This is a genomic window from Alkalibaculum bacchi (genome assembly GCF_937875145.1).
Taxonomy (GTDB): Bacteria; Bacillota; Clostridia; order Eubacteriales; family Alkalibacteraceae; genus Alkalibaculum; species Alkalibaculum bacchi_A.
Genome location: NZ_CALNCS010000219.1, coordinates 1 through 14286, shown reverse-complemented (window position 1 = coordinate 14286; position 14286 = coordinate 1). Strand labels below are relative to the sequence as shown.

Genomic DNA, 14286 nt, shown 5'->3' with positions numbered 1-14286 from the left:
TTTACGTGAGGTTTACTTCTCTCGTATTTAGCTTTTCCCATTTTTTATTCCTCCTTAATAACAGTTTTAAGTTCTAAGTTTTAAGTTCTAAGTTCTAATTAATTAACAAATCTACAACAATAAAAAAATTTAAATCCTCTGATGTCGATAAAATGGTTTTACATAGAACGTACAACTTACAACTTAGAACTATACTGGAGCCCATGGCCGGAATCGAACCGACGACCCCCACCTTACCATGGTGGTGCTCTACCTACTGAGCTACATGGGCACGTATTTAATGAATAATTAATAGTGAATATAAAATAACTCATTGCTTAAAGAGGACATTCTGTCAACAAAAGCAATCATAACACATTATTATCCATCCATTATTCATTTTTTATTATTTAACTGGTGGTGGGAGATGGATTCGAACCATCGAAGGCTGAGCCGACAGATTTACAGTCTGTTCCCTTTGGCCACTCGGGAACCCCACCACATGTAAATTATAATACTAAAATTAAATTTTTATGTCAACAATTAAGTATGCATGTCTTCAATTAATGTTTCTTTTAAATAATTTTCTAATTTTCGCTTTACTCTTTGCAATGCATTGTCAATACATTTTACTTGTTTATCTAAATCCCTTGCAATTTCATAATAACTCTTTCCATTAATATAACTTAGCAGTACCGTTCGTTCAAGTTCACTTAGAACTTTATATATCTTTTCTTCAATATCCCCCGCTTGCTCACGGCCGATGATGATCGCCTCAGGACCCGCATCTTGTTCATTGATTATAGCATCTATTAATGACATATGAGACTTTTCATTATAAATAGGCATATCCAAAGAAATGGATGAATTTAAAGGATTATGTTTTTGCCTTGTAGATGCCTTTACCGCTGAAATAATCTGCCTTTGTATACATAACTCTGCGAAAGCCCTAAAAGAAACACACCGTTCAGGATTAAAATCTCGAATACTTTTAAATAATCCGATCATTCCCTCTTGGATGATATCCTCTTTATCTGCACCTACTAAAAAAAACGAACTGGTTTTTACTTTGACAAAATTCCGATACCTTTCGAACAACAATTCTTCAGCTTCTCTATCTCCTTCCCTTGACATCAAGGCTAATTTCTCGTCTGGATAGTTTGATAAAACGTTTTCAACTTGAAGTAAATTTGCGTTCACAGATATTCCTCCTATAATGCTATTCTGCTTGTCCCCGTCTAATTTTATCTAATTTATTTATAATATTAACATCTAGGCTTTTTTCGAGATGGTTTCTTTCCTTATGATATTGTGCTTCTGTTTTTTTCATAGATGTTTTCTTTGCGAAATAAAGATCTTTTTCTAATTCCAAAGCCGTGATGCGGTTTGCTCCGCTTCCCATTATCATCCTCTGCAATGTAAAATCAGAAGTAACTACGTAAATCTCGTAAACTTTAGGCATATCATAGACTAATTTTTCAATATAGCTATCTGCTGTCTGATGTTTCTGAGTAAATATTACAGAGCCATTTTCAAATACTTCTTGCTTTATTCTATCATTAATATTGTAGGCGTCAAACACAATTATAAAATAATAATTCTTTAATTTTGCATAACTTTGTATCTCTGATATGAGTTTAGTCCTAGCATCTTCTAAACTTTCTTTTGCTATTTCCTTCAAATCTGCCCATTGATTAACAATATTATAACCATCTATAATTAAGTATGTCTTCATCATTATGCATTCCTTCCGCATAAGCTCTACGCTATATGTTCCAAATTCTAAGTGATTAGTCACCTTCGATGACCATTTTTTCTTTTACTTAGAACTGAAGGTAGTACCCAATTTATCTTACCAAAGGCAGGATAAATTGAGTGGCACTACCCCCACTAAGGTTGGTGAGGCTCGTGACGACTATAAGGAAAGAAGTCTGCAACCTACGCCTATAACTTACATTTCAGAACTAATTCCGCTGTTTTGCCGCTTCGCTAAGCAGTATTCCAGTTGCTACAGAAGCGTTTAGGGATTCTATTTCACCGTACATTGGAATGGAGACTAGAAAATCGCATTCGTCTTTTACCAATCTACTAATCCCTTCACCTTCATTGCCTATAACAATTGCCATGGAACCTTTGAAATCACTTTCATAATATTTTTGTCCTTCCATTTCCGCTCCAGCAATCCAAAATCCTTTTTCTTTTAACTCCTTTATTGTCTGGGTTAAATTGGTTACTTTACAAACAGGCATGTGCTCAATAGCACCTGCTGAAGCCTTTATGGCAATGGGACTAATATCTACAGAGCGATTTTTAGGTATGATAATGCCATGTACTCCACAAGCATTTGCCGTACGAATAATGGCTCCAAAATTATGAGGATCTGTTATCTTATCTAGAATCACCACTAAAGGAGACTCTCCCTTGACCTTAGCGCTTTCTAAGATATCTTCTATTTCAGCGTATTCATACTCAGTGGCAATTGCAATAATTCCTTGATGATTTCCAGTTTTACTCGTAAAGTCTAGTTTCTTACGATCCACTTGTTGTATCTTTATTTTCTTTTCCTTTGCTAATTCAAACAGCTCTTGTGCTCCAGTCTCTCTTCTACCCTTCGCCACCATAATCTTTTCAATACTTACATCCGATTTAAGAGCTTCGACTATTGGATTTTTACCTTCTATTTGCCTTGTCCCCTTTAAGGGTTTGTTTGTATTCAAATGCAATCCATCCTTTTACATTTTCTCAAATTTTTCTCTCACTTCCACTATACGTCCACAAGTCATTTTCCCCTCAGGGCAAGGACCATTAACGCAACTAGGGCCTGCATTTTTAAATAGTATTGGGGCAACTTTTTTAACTAGTATAAGCATTTGAGTGGCCAGCTCTCTGATTTCCCACTGAGCTCTATTACAACATCTTTGATTAAAGAAATGAAGTAATTCTCTTGTGTTCATAGTCGCTACTATTTTTGTTTCACATGCATTAGGTAGTACATACCTTGCATCTTCTATGGCTGCTTTTTCCGCTATAGGAAGTGCTTTTTTCTCACTCTTATATTGTCCCTTTATTTCTTCCATATGCTTTTTCTGTAAAACAGTGACCAATTGATCATATGCTCTTTGTTGCTCTTCCATAGCGTGAATATAGATCTCTTTTGCTTCTTCATTTTTTTCAATTTCAGGTGGTATAATATAGCTAAATTGACCTTCTCTTACGTATCTCTGGGATTTTTGGCTGTAGCTAGCTAATCGATGCCTGACTAATTGATGAGTCAAACTCCTTGATACGCCTTCTATTCCAAAGGTAAAGCTTACATGTTCTATAGGTGAAGCATGTCCCATATCCATAAGCATGGTCAAAAATTGGTTTATCTTGTCTTCCGTCAAATCCTTTAATATGTGGTCAATTCCCGAGTTTGAGTAGCATAGTTTTGCCGCCGCCGAAATTATTTTTTCCGGCTCTGGCGTATGTGATAAGAGGATGACCTTTAATTGTTCCTGCATTTTATTCCTCCAAAATCTTTAGTCTTTACTTTGTTTACAAGAAAAAATGTCCTGAGCTCTGCGATCCAATCTGCTGATTTAAGTTGTACCTAATAATATAGTTCGAGTTATTATTTTGCTTTTTCTCTTCTTGCCGCAGATTGCCTCAACTGCTCTGCAGTTGAGGTCGTTGGCACTTGCTCATAGAACTCATATCATTTTTTTGTGCAAGCACAAAAAATGTCCTGAGCTCTGCGATCCAATCTGCTGATGCGAATATTATATCACAAAATTTAGGCTATTAACTTTTCTTTATATTTTTTAAAACAATTTCTATAGTAAAATCCTCTTCTGTAATGACGATGTTTTTACTTCCTTCGTATTTATCTACAACAGCTTGGATATTTTTTAAACCAAAACCATGATTTGATCTATCTTTCTTTGTAGTAGATAATTTTTTGTCTTTATACTGAACCTTTTCTTGATCTATCGTATTGGTACAATCCAGAAAGAAGAAGTCTTTTTCGCTTTCTATATATAAGCTTATTTTTTTTTCTTCATTCGCTATTTTTTCACATGCTTCAATAGAATTATCTAGGATATTGCCTAGTAATATTGTAAGATCCACATCATCTATTAACACATTATCGTAAATGTCGATTTCTGTGTCAAATGCAATCTCTTTCTTTTTCGCGAGCATATTTTTTACATATAAAATCGAAGCTATCACCGAGTGGTCAATATTAAGAAGGTAGTTAACGGAATTAATCGGCTCTGTAATCTTATGAATATAATGTTTTGCCTTTTCGTAATCCTCACAGTCGATGCATGCGCTAATAACAGATAAGTGATTTGACATATCGTGCTTAATTGCCCTTATACTGTCTACTGCTACACCTAATTCTTGATTGTACTTTTGTTCTGCTTCTTTTTTTTGTAGTAAAAGCTTTAATTCTATTTGCGCTTCTGATGCTTTTATAAGCAATTCATAAATATGTACAGATAATACACAAATAGAAACATTGGTTAATATCAATAAATATAATCGAATATTCGTTTGTAGTGGAACAGTAGTATAAATATCAATAATTAAAATCAAAAGAAAATTGATCAGAATAAGAAATAAGACAATTTTTACACTGGTCAACTTACTAATTTGAACTCTTAAAGAAAGTAATTTTTTTGTTTTTCTATGCACAAGGTACGTAATAATTAAAAATAACAACATTTTAGAAATGACAATTGCGCCAATGCTTATAAGGGAAACTTGCGTAATTTCTGTCATATTTACATCGAATATGGCGACAAATAATAACATGACCACATTTTCTATGGCTATATTTAAGAGCATAAAAGTACCTAATGCGACTACTTTTTGTTGAATTGTATTAAAATAAATAAAATTAATGAGAATAAATATAGCTAGGTAAGAAAGAATCGTTCCTATAATAGCAAATTGCCTCAAAAAAAAACCCATGACCGTAATGAGCAAAACATATAGCAGATTAAAATTATGATGATATTTTGCTGTAAATTGCCCATTTAAATACTTAAAAAGAATCATAGATTCTACAAAAAAAACCATAAAACCAGCAATCTGCCATTCCATGTTCATTCCAATCCCCCCTTTTCAACGGATAATATATTTTAATGTGTCTATAGTCTCATTTTAAAGTAAGTGAATGAATTTGTAAATCACCCCTTTCCTTATATTTATCATTATTTCCCTTTTCAATAAAAAGAGGCTATCCCACTAACGTTTTTTAAATGCTAGTGCAATAGCTCCTTTTTACTTAGTTACCTATATATTAACCATTGAAGCTGCTAGTTGTAGAATCCCAACATTTCCAATGTCTTCCACCGTATTTTTGGAGTACTATGATTTGAACTGCTTACTTCAATACTTCTTTCATTAGATGAAACTTCGTCGCATTGTTGCTCTTGAACCATCTTCTTACCATCTTTATTGTATTTATATTGAACCTCCCCTTGATTTTCTTCTTTAGAAAATCCTTCATCCTGTACTATCGTTTTGGAATATTTTCTTACACTTTCATTTTTTATTATCTTCTCTTCACTAATACTATTTTGATGAGAATACTCTTTAGATTCTGTTCTCTCTTTATCTTGCAATTCTTCTATACTATCGTTACTTTTTAGAGAATCCTTTGCCAATAGCTTACTGTTTTCTTGTTCCTCTTCTGTTGACGTCTCCGTTTGCACATCTACTAAACATAATGGTGGAAATAATACACACCACCAATTCTTTCCTTGCCCACTCCCTAGAATGACCCTAAGAGCTAAATAATCTCCAGCTGGCAAGGAAAAGTCTTTGTAGTATTTTGTAGGAAAAAACGTAGTTTCTAATTCTACAGACACATCATTGTCCATATTATATGTACGCAAAGTTTCTTCAGCAATATGCTGAATTTTTTTGCTGTTTTTATTTATGATGTTTATGGTCTCGTCTTTTGATGTCGATGCTTCTAATTTAGGAATCATGTACTCTAGTACATCGTCTTTTACTTTTAGTTTTACTTGTTGATCGACTTCAGTATCACTATTTGCAATAACGTGAAAACGAACTAGTTTTTTTGCTAAATCATTAGAACTTAATACCTTACTTTCTAAAATAAAAAGATCTAAACTTGCTTCTTTTGAATATGTATTTACGACAAAAACACTGCTTAATACAAGCAGGATTAACCCACATGCTATTATCTTTTTCATATATAATCGGCCCCTTTATTTCTTATGTTAGGAGTATGAACCCGAATTCACCAAATTATACACGAAATTAAAAATATTTTTTAATCCATGAGAAAACATCGGAAAATTTAATCATCAGCCATCAGCTACCATGTATTGGGGTCGTCCTAAATGGTCTTATTAAGCTACTTATAAAGTAGCAAAAAATCATAATATGATTTTACCATGTAAACTCAATATTCGTTGCATTAACTTGACCCACGCATACTGGTAGCTAATAGCTGGCCTTTAGCTTTCCTCATACTACTTTTAGCTCCTACGATTTTTCTGTCCAATCGTTTCTCTTATTTAAGGTGCCCTTTAATCTTATCAAAGGACTTAAACAGCAATACTGGTTTTCCTAATATAAGAGCAACATTATAAAGCTCTGGAGATTTTTTTTGAAGGGCGGATATCTTTTCTGGGAAAGTATCATAATCTGATGTAAGGTCAACGTATTTGTTACAAAGCAATTTATTTTTACTCTGAATAATGCCATCTGTCATTTTTACTCTACTTATAGGCTGTTCACTATATGGTTGATCAAATTTCAGTAAAACTCGATTGCCCTTTACCTTTATCTCATTATCTTTGTATCCTCTCCTCTTTAACCCACCAATAAATGCATCTCTCATTTGATTATTTGGAAAAGTAATATCCGTATGCATAACGAGCTCCCATGGCTCACCGAACTCACCTACTATAAATCCAGTATGCCACCAATGTCTTCCATGCCGCGAAAATAATTTTCTTCCTTGTTTTTCTAAACGTACGGTCATTTGAAGCATTTCTTCATCTCTTACTGTATGAAAAAAAGTGCCATTAAATAAACCAGGTATATCAATATCAGGTCCTTCTGTATTGTATACGCCAATTTCACACCCTAGAGCCATTCCATATTGGCCCTTCCAAAATTGAATAAGCCACCTTTTATTACCGTATTCGAAATAGATGGGTTCAGAATCTACAATTAGATTAAGAGGAGCACAAGCTTCATCATACAGTCGACAGTACCCCATATCTCTTTGCCACGCATCTAATTTTGTATAAAAGATGTCTTGCTTTTCATCGTATAGATACCCAGCAGCTGATGCCAATTCCCTCCATTCATCTTTGTCGTCAATTTCCTTAGGGGGTGCCTGTTTCTTTGAGAGAGCAACTCTTCCTAAGAAAGCTCCTAAAATTGCAAGGAGAACGACAATCAGTATTTCAGTACTCTCATAGCTATACGAATGGTTCACAAGATTGCTTTCTAAAGCGTATACCCTCTCCCATAGGAATAGATTGCCTGAAGATAATAAAAATCCACTTAGAATACATATAAAAGATACAATATATCTACATACACGACTAAAAATAAAAATCACCACCTAAATGCTATTTATACCATAGTATTCAAGGTGGTGAGTTGTGTGCTTTGCACACAACTATTTATGACTGAGAATTTAAAATCAAAAAACGCTTTCGCTTTTTAAATATACTCTTTTCTATTTTTTATTTACATTTCATGAAATACACCCTTAGTATCAGAGCTATCTATTATGGTGGACAAGGCATCACACTATAAATCACAGTACTATTATAAGGGAAATAATAGCTGAAATTCTCGCCATAGCGATCAAATAATTCTAAATTATTTTTTCCCGCCGTAGTATTGATACAAATAAGTTAGTATATTACCATTGTACAGCTTTCTATTCTTCGTAGCTCTCTTACCGAAGTATCGTTCAAAATTCAGATGCCCTGTCAGAATAAAGTAAGACCAATCATCTAATTTTTCAAATGTTTTTCCCATAGTTCGGTATAATTCCTCTACTTCTCTTTTTGTTGAAAGTCTTTCTCCATAAGGAGGGTTGGTAATGATTGTTCCGGCTCTTTTACTGGAACTAAATTCTGAAACATCTAATTTTTGAAATGCTATTACATCATCTACACCTGCTAGTTTTGCATTTTCCATAGCTAATTGGATGGAATGTCTATCAATATCAGAGCCTAGTAATCTAAACTCATCCCTTTCAATCATCTCTTTCGCTGCTTCTCTTGTCTTTGAGTAGCATCTCTTCATTTGACCGTTCCAGGTTTCGCTAGAAAAAGTCCTATTGATTCCAGGTGCAATGTTTTTGCCCATTAGTGCAGCTTCAATGAGCAACGTTCCCGAACCACAAAAGGGGTCTGCTAACTGTCTTTCAGATTTCCAATGAGATAAAAAGACAATTGCTGCTGCAAGAGTCTCTTTTAGAGGTGCTTCATTTCCCTTTGCTCGATAACCTCTTTTGTGAAGACCTACTCCAGAAGAGTCTATAGACAAGGTTACTTCATCCTTTAAAATATTTACAAATACAGGATAGTTTTCACCACTCTCCTCGAACCAGTTAATTTTATATTTTTGTTTTAATCTTTCTACAATGGCCTTTTTCACGATGCTCTGACAATCTGACTTGCTAAATAATTTTGACTTTACAGAAGTAGCTTTCGCTACAGGAAAACGCCCATCTTTGGTAATCCACTGTTCCCATGAACAAGATTTTGTCTTCTCAAAGAGTTCGTCAAAAGTAGTGGCATTAAACTTCCCAATCTTCACCAATACCCTATCAGCTGTCCGCAGCCATAAATTTGCAATAGCTATAGCATCTTCTCCACCGCTAAATTCGACCCGGCCATTGCTCGTTACAATATCTTCAAATCCTAATTTTACTATTTCCTCTTTTAGAATTCCCTCTAAGCCAAAAGTACAAGTTGCAATTAGTTCAAGTTTTTTCATTTTATTCTCCTAATAAGTAATAACAGTCGTTAAAAGTAGTGACGGTTTTTTATAGCTGGAAATAGCACTTCATTTGTCTAGCCAAGCGGCAAAAAAAGTCGAAGCTGTGACTTGCGGCAAAGTTTCTTTACATTCAAACCATAAAGGTGTACATAGTATGTTTTAAAAACTTTATAGCAATTCATAAAAGATAAGATTTTCATTGAACATTGAATAATAAACACTGAACAGTACAAATATGCGACCTACTTGTTAACTATTCAGTGTTCCATGTTCATCGCGACATCCATCGCATATTTGCTTATCGTCTTACCAGCTTAGTTGTCAATTTCTCGTAGTCCCTCATCTTTCCCATAGACAAACAAATAACTATAATCTGAGTCCTTCAGCGCATTAATCTGTTTATTCATCTTCTTCTTTGCTATTAAGGTCGTTACCATGTAACCGTTCTTTCTAAATTCATCTGCTTTTTTAATTATATCGATATAATTTTCCTCAGGATGGTACAAAAAGGCAACTTTTTTGTTGATTTCCTGGGCAATACACTGCTCTTCTAGGAGTATTGTTATGATACGTTCAAACCCTATAGAAAAGCCTACTGCTGGAATAGATTCTTTGGAAATATTGCCGATCATATTATCGTATCGACCGCCTCCAGCTATGGAAAAGCCGTAAGGTCCATAAGTAATTTCAAAAATTTGTCCTGTATAGTATCCCATCCCTCTTACTAGTGTAGGATCAAATACAATTTCATACTGCCCACTAGACAGCTCCCTTGCAGCTCTTATAACCTGCAACAAGCTATTCTTTACGCCTTCATCTCCTTCAATTTTATCCAAGTTATCTTCACTTAGTGTTGTAAAAGAGTGGAGTATGTCCTTTACACCTTGATCATTATAGCCTTTTTCTATAAGTTCTTTCGCTACACCATCTTGTCCTATTTTATCTAGTTTATCTAAGACAATGCTTATAGATGAGACATCCTCTGGCTTGAAACCTGCCGAAGTGATCATGCTGCTTAAAATTCTGCGGTCATTGATTCTTACTACAAAATCTTTAAATCCTATTTCACCTAAAGCTTTTGCAGTAGTATGAATCAATTCAATTTCTGCAACTTGCGTCTCTTCACCTATAATATCTATGTCACATTGTTTAAAAGATCTAAATCTTCCCTTTTGAGGTCTTTCTGCTCGAAAGACATTGTCAATTTGAATGGCTTTAAAGGGAAATTCAAGAGCATTTTTATTGTTTGCAAAAAAACGACTAAGAGGCAGAGTTAAATCATATCGAAGACCTGTATCACATAAATCCTTTATGGTAGATTCTTCATGAACATCGAGTTTCTCACCTCTTTTTAGGATAGTAAACAACATCTTCAGGTTTTCTCCACCTTCACTATTCATTAACAAATCAAGGTTCTCTAAAATGGGCGTCTCGATTCTCTCAAATCCATGAGAGCGATATATTTGTAATATTTTTTCTTGTAGTTTATCTCTAAGCTCCATTTCTCGAGGAAGAATATCCCTAGTTCCTCTTACAGGATTCGTGTGTATACTCAATGGATACACTCCTTTCTGGTATATGATGAAAGCAATTTTAACAATTGTCAAACTATAATCAAACCATTGTTAATATACACTTTATTCTTTAAATTTTTCACTTTTAATTACTGCTCAATCTTTATTTGGTGATATACTTTCTTACCCTTTTTAATAATCAACTGTCCATCTTCATCTAAATCAGACATTGTAATTTGACGGTTGATATCTTGAACTTTTTCGTCATTTACAGATACCCCTCCTTGCTCTACTAGTCTTCTGCCCTCGCTTTTGCTCTTAATCAGGCCAGCTTGTTGCATAAGGTCTAATATTCCAATATGGTTTTCTATTGTGCTTTTCTCTACTATTGTTTTGGGCATATCAGCGCTTTTGGATGCATTATTAGCAAAAAGGCTTCTTGCAGCTTCTTGCGCTCTTGTAGCTTCTTCTTCACCGTGAATAATTTTTGTCACTTCGTACGCTAATATTTCTTTAGCCTTGTTGATTTCAGAGCCTTGTAATGCGCCTAATTCTCGAACTTGTTCCATAGGTAAAAATGTCAATAATGCTAAGCATTTCTCCACATCTGGATCATTGATATTTCTCCAATATTGGTAGAATTCATAAGGACTGGTCTTTGCTGAATCTAACCATAGTGCTCCCTTTTCTGTCTTACCCATCTTCTTTCCTTCACTAGTCGTTAATAGAGAGAACGTCATACCATATGCTTGTCCGCTTAATTTTTTTCGAATAAGCTCTACTCCTCCTATAATATTAGACCATTGATCATTTCCACCTAATTGCATCTTGCAATTGTATTTTTCAAACATTTCATAAAAATCATATGACTGCATTAACATGTAGTTAAATTCTAAGAAAGTAAGACCTTTTTCCATCCGAGACTTATAACATTCTGCTTGAAGCATACGGTTTACAGAAAAATGAACGCCCACATCTCTCAAGAACTCAATATAATTTAAAGACAATAGCCAGTCAGCATTGTTTACCATCAAGGCTTTATCCTCAGAAAAATCAAAGAATTTTTCAAATACTTTTTTAAAGTTCTCTGCATTGTGATTAATCTGTTCTAAGGTGAGCATCTTTCTCATATCGCTTTTATCCGTTGGGTCCCCAATAGTAGTTGTTCCACCACCTAATAAAGCTATCGGCTTATGACCTGCTCTTTGCATATGGGTCATAGCCATTATTTGAAGAAAGTGACCCACATGTAAGCTATCTGCTGTTGGATCAAAACCTATGTAAAAAGTTACAGATTCTTTACCTAATAGCTCCTTTATAGCTTCTTCATCAGTACATTGTTCAATAAATCCTCTTTCTTTGAGTATATCAAATACATTTTCCATTAAAATCCTCCTAAACTTTAACAAGCACTTTACTTTTTTATAATAATATAGCAAAAGATTCTAAAACCTACTTTTACTCTACGCATTTCTTTTCGTCATCCATTCTACTATAAATACCTTTAATATGGCAAAGGTTGGCACAGCTAAAAACATCCCCCCGATTCCAAATATTTCCCCACCTATTATAACAGAAATCATAATCCAAAAGGGCTTTAATCCTATTTGATTTCCTAAAACTTTTGGTCCTAGTAGATTATCTTCTAATTGTCCAACAAGTATGACTAAACCTAATACCCATGCTACTTTGCTAGGACTATTAAATAATGTAATAAGAACGCCTATCGCTCCTCCTACAATAGGGCCAAAGTAAGGAATAATATTTAGCACAAGGATAATCAGACTAATCAATGAGCTATGAGGTACTCTAAGAAGAATTAAGCCAACAAAAACAAAAGATGCAACAAAAATGGAACAGTAAATCTTTCCAATAAAAAATTTATAAAAAGTTTCGTCCATCAATCCTAATGTTTTCGTCCATTTACGGTAGGTATCTTTGGAGATAATACTTTTAACGGCAGTAGTTATCTGTCTACCTAAAACCTCGCTGTCCAACAATAAATATATAGATAAAAATAAAGATAATATCAATCGAAAGAGCTTACTACCTACTCCTATTACACTTTCTATTAGATATGTTAGAGTATCTTGTATGGTTAAATTACCCTCACCTAAAAGAGTAGATAAAAGGTCTTCTATACCCCGAGAAGACGCTACCCCTTGTGAGCTTTTTGTGGCAGGCGAATTCTTCACAAAATAATTTATATACTGCTCTAATTGGAGTTTACTGATGATGTCTTCTACCTTCCCAATATAGCTCGGTACTCCACTAATTATAATCCTTACACTCTGCCATATTTGGGGTAATATAAATAAGAGTATCAAATATACGAGAAAAAATAAACAAAAATAGACTAACAGTATAGAAATGATTCTACTGTATTTAACATGTTTTTTAAAGAAACCAATTCTTAAAAACCTTTTATCTAAAAGCGTAACAAGTCTTTTTAAAAAATAAAAGAGAATCAATCCCCAAAACAGAGGTTTAAATACATCAACAAAAAAACGTACTCCTTTTCTAATCAAATCCATTAAAGTTCCAATATTTGTAACCACTTTATAAAACAATAAGACCGTGCATAGAGTAAGACCTAAATACAAATACGGCTTTAATTCTGCTTTTATCTTAAGTTTATCCAATTTATCACCTAATGTCATTTTATTATATCCCATACGAATTTTATATTAAATAATCCACCTATAAGTTCCTATGGTTTTAATATTATACTTTATATCATACTAGCTATTCATGTATAATAAAGAATGTATCCTTATCATCTATAAATGTAATCTATTCGAAGGAAATACGGAGGTCAAAATGTATTACTATTTAATTGTTATCGCTATCATCCTTTTGGATCAATTCACTAAATACTTCGCTATAACCCATGTAAAAAATGTGGTTACCATCCCTATTATAGAAAATATTTTTCATTTAACTTATGCAGAGAATACGGGAGCTGCATTTAGTATTCTATCCAATAAAATCCCTTTATTAACAATAGTCACATCAATTTTTATTATTTGTTTATTAATTTATATGTCAAAGATGATTATTGAGAAAAAAGGTTTTCAATGGATGACATTAGCTCTTACTTTTGTTATCGGAGGCGCAATAGGAAATCTAATCGATCGCATAAGATTTGCTTATGTAGTAGATTTTTTTGAATTTCGCTTTATTCAATTTGCCATTTTTAACGTGGCCGATACTTTTATCGTTGTAGGCTCCATCTTATTAATTATATGCATTTTACTCGAAGAAAAAGCGTAGCCAACGGGCTACGCTTTTTGTATAGTGAAAGCTTTTTATTTACATAATGCATTTAATCTAAACACCATTCACAGTCAGTGAACTAAAAGGTTTTACTTACAACTTAAAATCAAAAGCGCCAAAGGAGCTTTTCTATTCTTTTAAATTTTTTAGCTCGTTCTTTTGCTCCATGATTACGATAAGCTCTTCTGTTGTCGCAATATGGCTTTCTGCAATTGTCCTTGCTAGATTTCCATCTTTATCTTTAATGGCATTGAGCATTTCTTTATGCTCTTTTAATAGTAATCCTGTGTTGTTCATTTGAGTAAAGTAAGCAACCCTGTACCTTTGAACCTGTTCTCGAAGATTATTAATCATTTGCATTAATTTGCAGTTTTGAGCAGCCTTATATATAATGTCGTGAAATTCCGTATCGTAATGGATCAGATCAATTATATTCTTCTTAGTAGCAGCTTCTTCAAAATGGATTAAAGAACTTTCCAATCTTTCAATTTCCTCTGGTTTCGCATTTTGAGCTGCTTTTTTT

At 33.7% G+C, this 14286-nt stretch carries 13 protein-coding genes and 2 tRNA genes; 1 reads left to right on the top strand and 14 read right to left on the bottom strand.

Going from position 1 to position 14286, the window contains the following annotated elements; genetic code table 11:
• Window positions 1-195: 195 nt before the first annotated feature.
• The 13 genes from Q7P22_RS13000 to Q7P22_RS12940 form a co-directional block, all read right to left on the bottom strand.
• Window positions 196-271 (bottom strand) — tRNA-Thr (locus Q7P22_RS13000).
• 123 nt (window positions 272-394) lie between these two features.
• Window positions 395-479 (bottom strand) — tRNA-Tyr (locus tag Q7P22_RS12995).
• A 43-nt stretch (window positions 480-522) separates the two neighbouring features.
• A complete protein-coding gene (sigH, locus tag Q7P22_RS12990; protein ID WP_303864820.1) occupies window positions 523-1179 on the bottom strand; it encodes an RNA polymerase sporulation sigma factor SigH in 657 nt (218 codons plus the stop codon).
• 19 nt (window positions 1180-1198) lie between these two features.
• A complete protein-coding gene (locus tag Q7P22_RS12985) occupies window positions 1199-1717 on the bottom strand; it encodes an NYN domain-containing protein (protein ID WP_303864819.1) in 519 nt (172 codons plus the stop codon).
• 226 nt (window positions 1718-1943) lie between these two features.
• A complete protein-coding gene (gene rlmB / locus Q7P22_RS12980; protein ID WP_303864817.1) occupies window positions 1944-2696 on the bottom strand; it encodes a 23S rRNA (guanosine(2251)-2'-O)-methyltransferase RlmB in 753 nt (250 codons plus the stop codon).
• 15 nt (window positions 2697-2711) lie between these two features.
• The gene (thyX, locus tag Q7P22_RS12975) at window positions 2712-3482 is read right to left on the bottom strand and encodes an FAD-dependent thymidylate synthase (RefSeq protein WP_303864815.1); all 771 of its coding nucleotides are present in this window, start codon (window positions 3480-3482) and stop codon (window positions 2712-2714) included.
• Between the two features lie 280 nt (window positions 3483-3762).
• Window positions 3763-5076 carry a sensor histidine kinase gene (locus tag Q7P22_RS12970; RefSeq protein WP_303864813.1) on the bottom strand — a complete coding sequence of 438 codons (1314 nt, stop codon included), beginning with the start codon at window positions 5074-5076 and terminating at the stop codon, window positions 3763-3765.
• A 209-nt stretch (window positions 5077-5285) separates the two neighbouring features.
• A complete protein-coding gene (gene spoIIR, locus Q7P22_RS12965; RefSeq protein WP_303864811.1) occupies window positions 5286-6191 on the bottom strand; it encodes a stage II sporulation protein R in 906 nt (301 codons plus the stop codon).
• Window positions 6192-6514: 323 nt separating this feature from the next.
• On the bottom strand, window positions 6515-7450 hold the full coding sequence (locus tag Q7P22_RS12960) for a DUF4474 domain-containing protein (RefSeq protein ID WP_303864809.1): 936 nt from the start codon (window positions 7448-7450) through the stop codon (window positions 6515-6517).
• Between the two features lie 392 nt (window positions 7451-7842).
• Window positions 7843-8970, bottom strand: a complete 1128-nt coding sequence (locus Q7P22_RS12955; protein ID WP_303864807.1) for a class I SAM-dependent RNA methyltransferase — start codon at window positions 8968-8970, stop codon at window positions 7843-7845.
• A 317-nt stretch (window positions 8971-9287) separates the two neighbouring features.
• Entirely contained in the window at window positions 9288-10529 is a 1242-nt protein-coding gene (gene hisS, locus Q7P22_RS12950; protein ID WP_303864805.1) for a histidine--tRNA ligase, read from the bottom strand.
• Window positions 10530-10636: 107 nt separating this feature from the next.
• Complete coding sequence (tyrS, locus tag Q7P22_RS12945) at window positions 10637-11872, bottom strand: tyrosine--tRNA ligase (RefSeq protein ID WP_303864803.1); 1236 nt, start codon at window positions 11870-11872, stop codon at window positions 10637-10639.
• Between the two features lie 78 nt (window positions 11873-11950).
• Window positions 11951-13129 (bottom strand): AI-2E family transporter, encoded by a 1179-nt coding sequence (locus Q7P22_RS12940; RefSeq protein WP_303864801.1) that lies wholly within the window; start codon window positions 13127-13129, stop codon window positions 11951-11953.
• 178 nt (window positions 13130-13307) lie between these two features.
• On the opposite strand from Q7P22_RS12940, the gene lspA reads away from it, so the two are divergent.
• The gene (lspA, locus tag Q7P22_RS12935; protein ID WP_303864799.1) at window positions 13308-13760 is read left to right on the top strand and encodes a signal peptidase II; all 453 of its coding nucleotides are present in this window, start codon (window positions 13308-13310) and stop codon (window positions 13758-13760) included.
• A gap of 132 nt (window positions 13761-13892) precedes the next feature.
• Here lspA and Q7P22_RS12930 read toward each other — a convergent pair.
• Window positions 13893-14286: GntR family transcriptional regulator (locus tag Q7P22_RS12930; RefSeq protein ID WP_303864798.1), on the bottom strand; the 394-nt coding region annotated here is incomplete at its 5' end.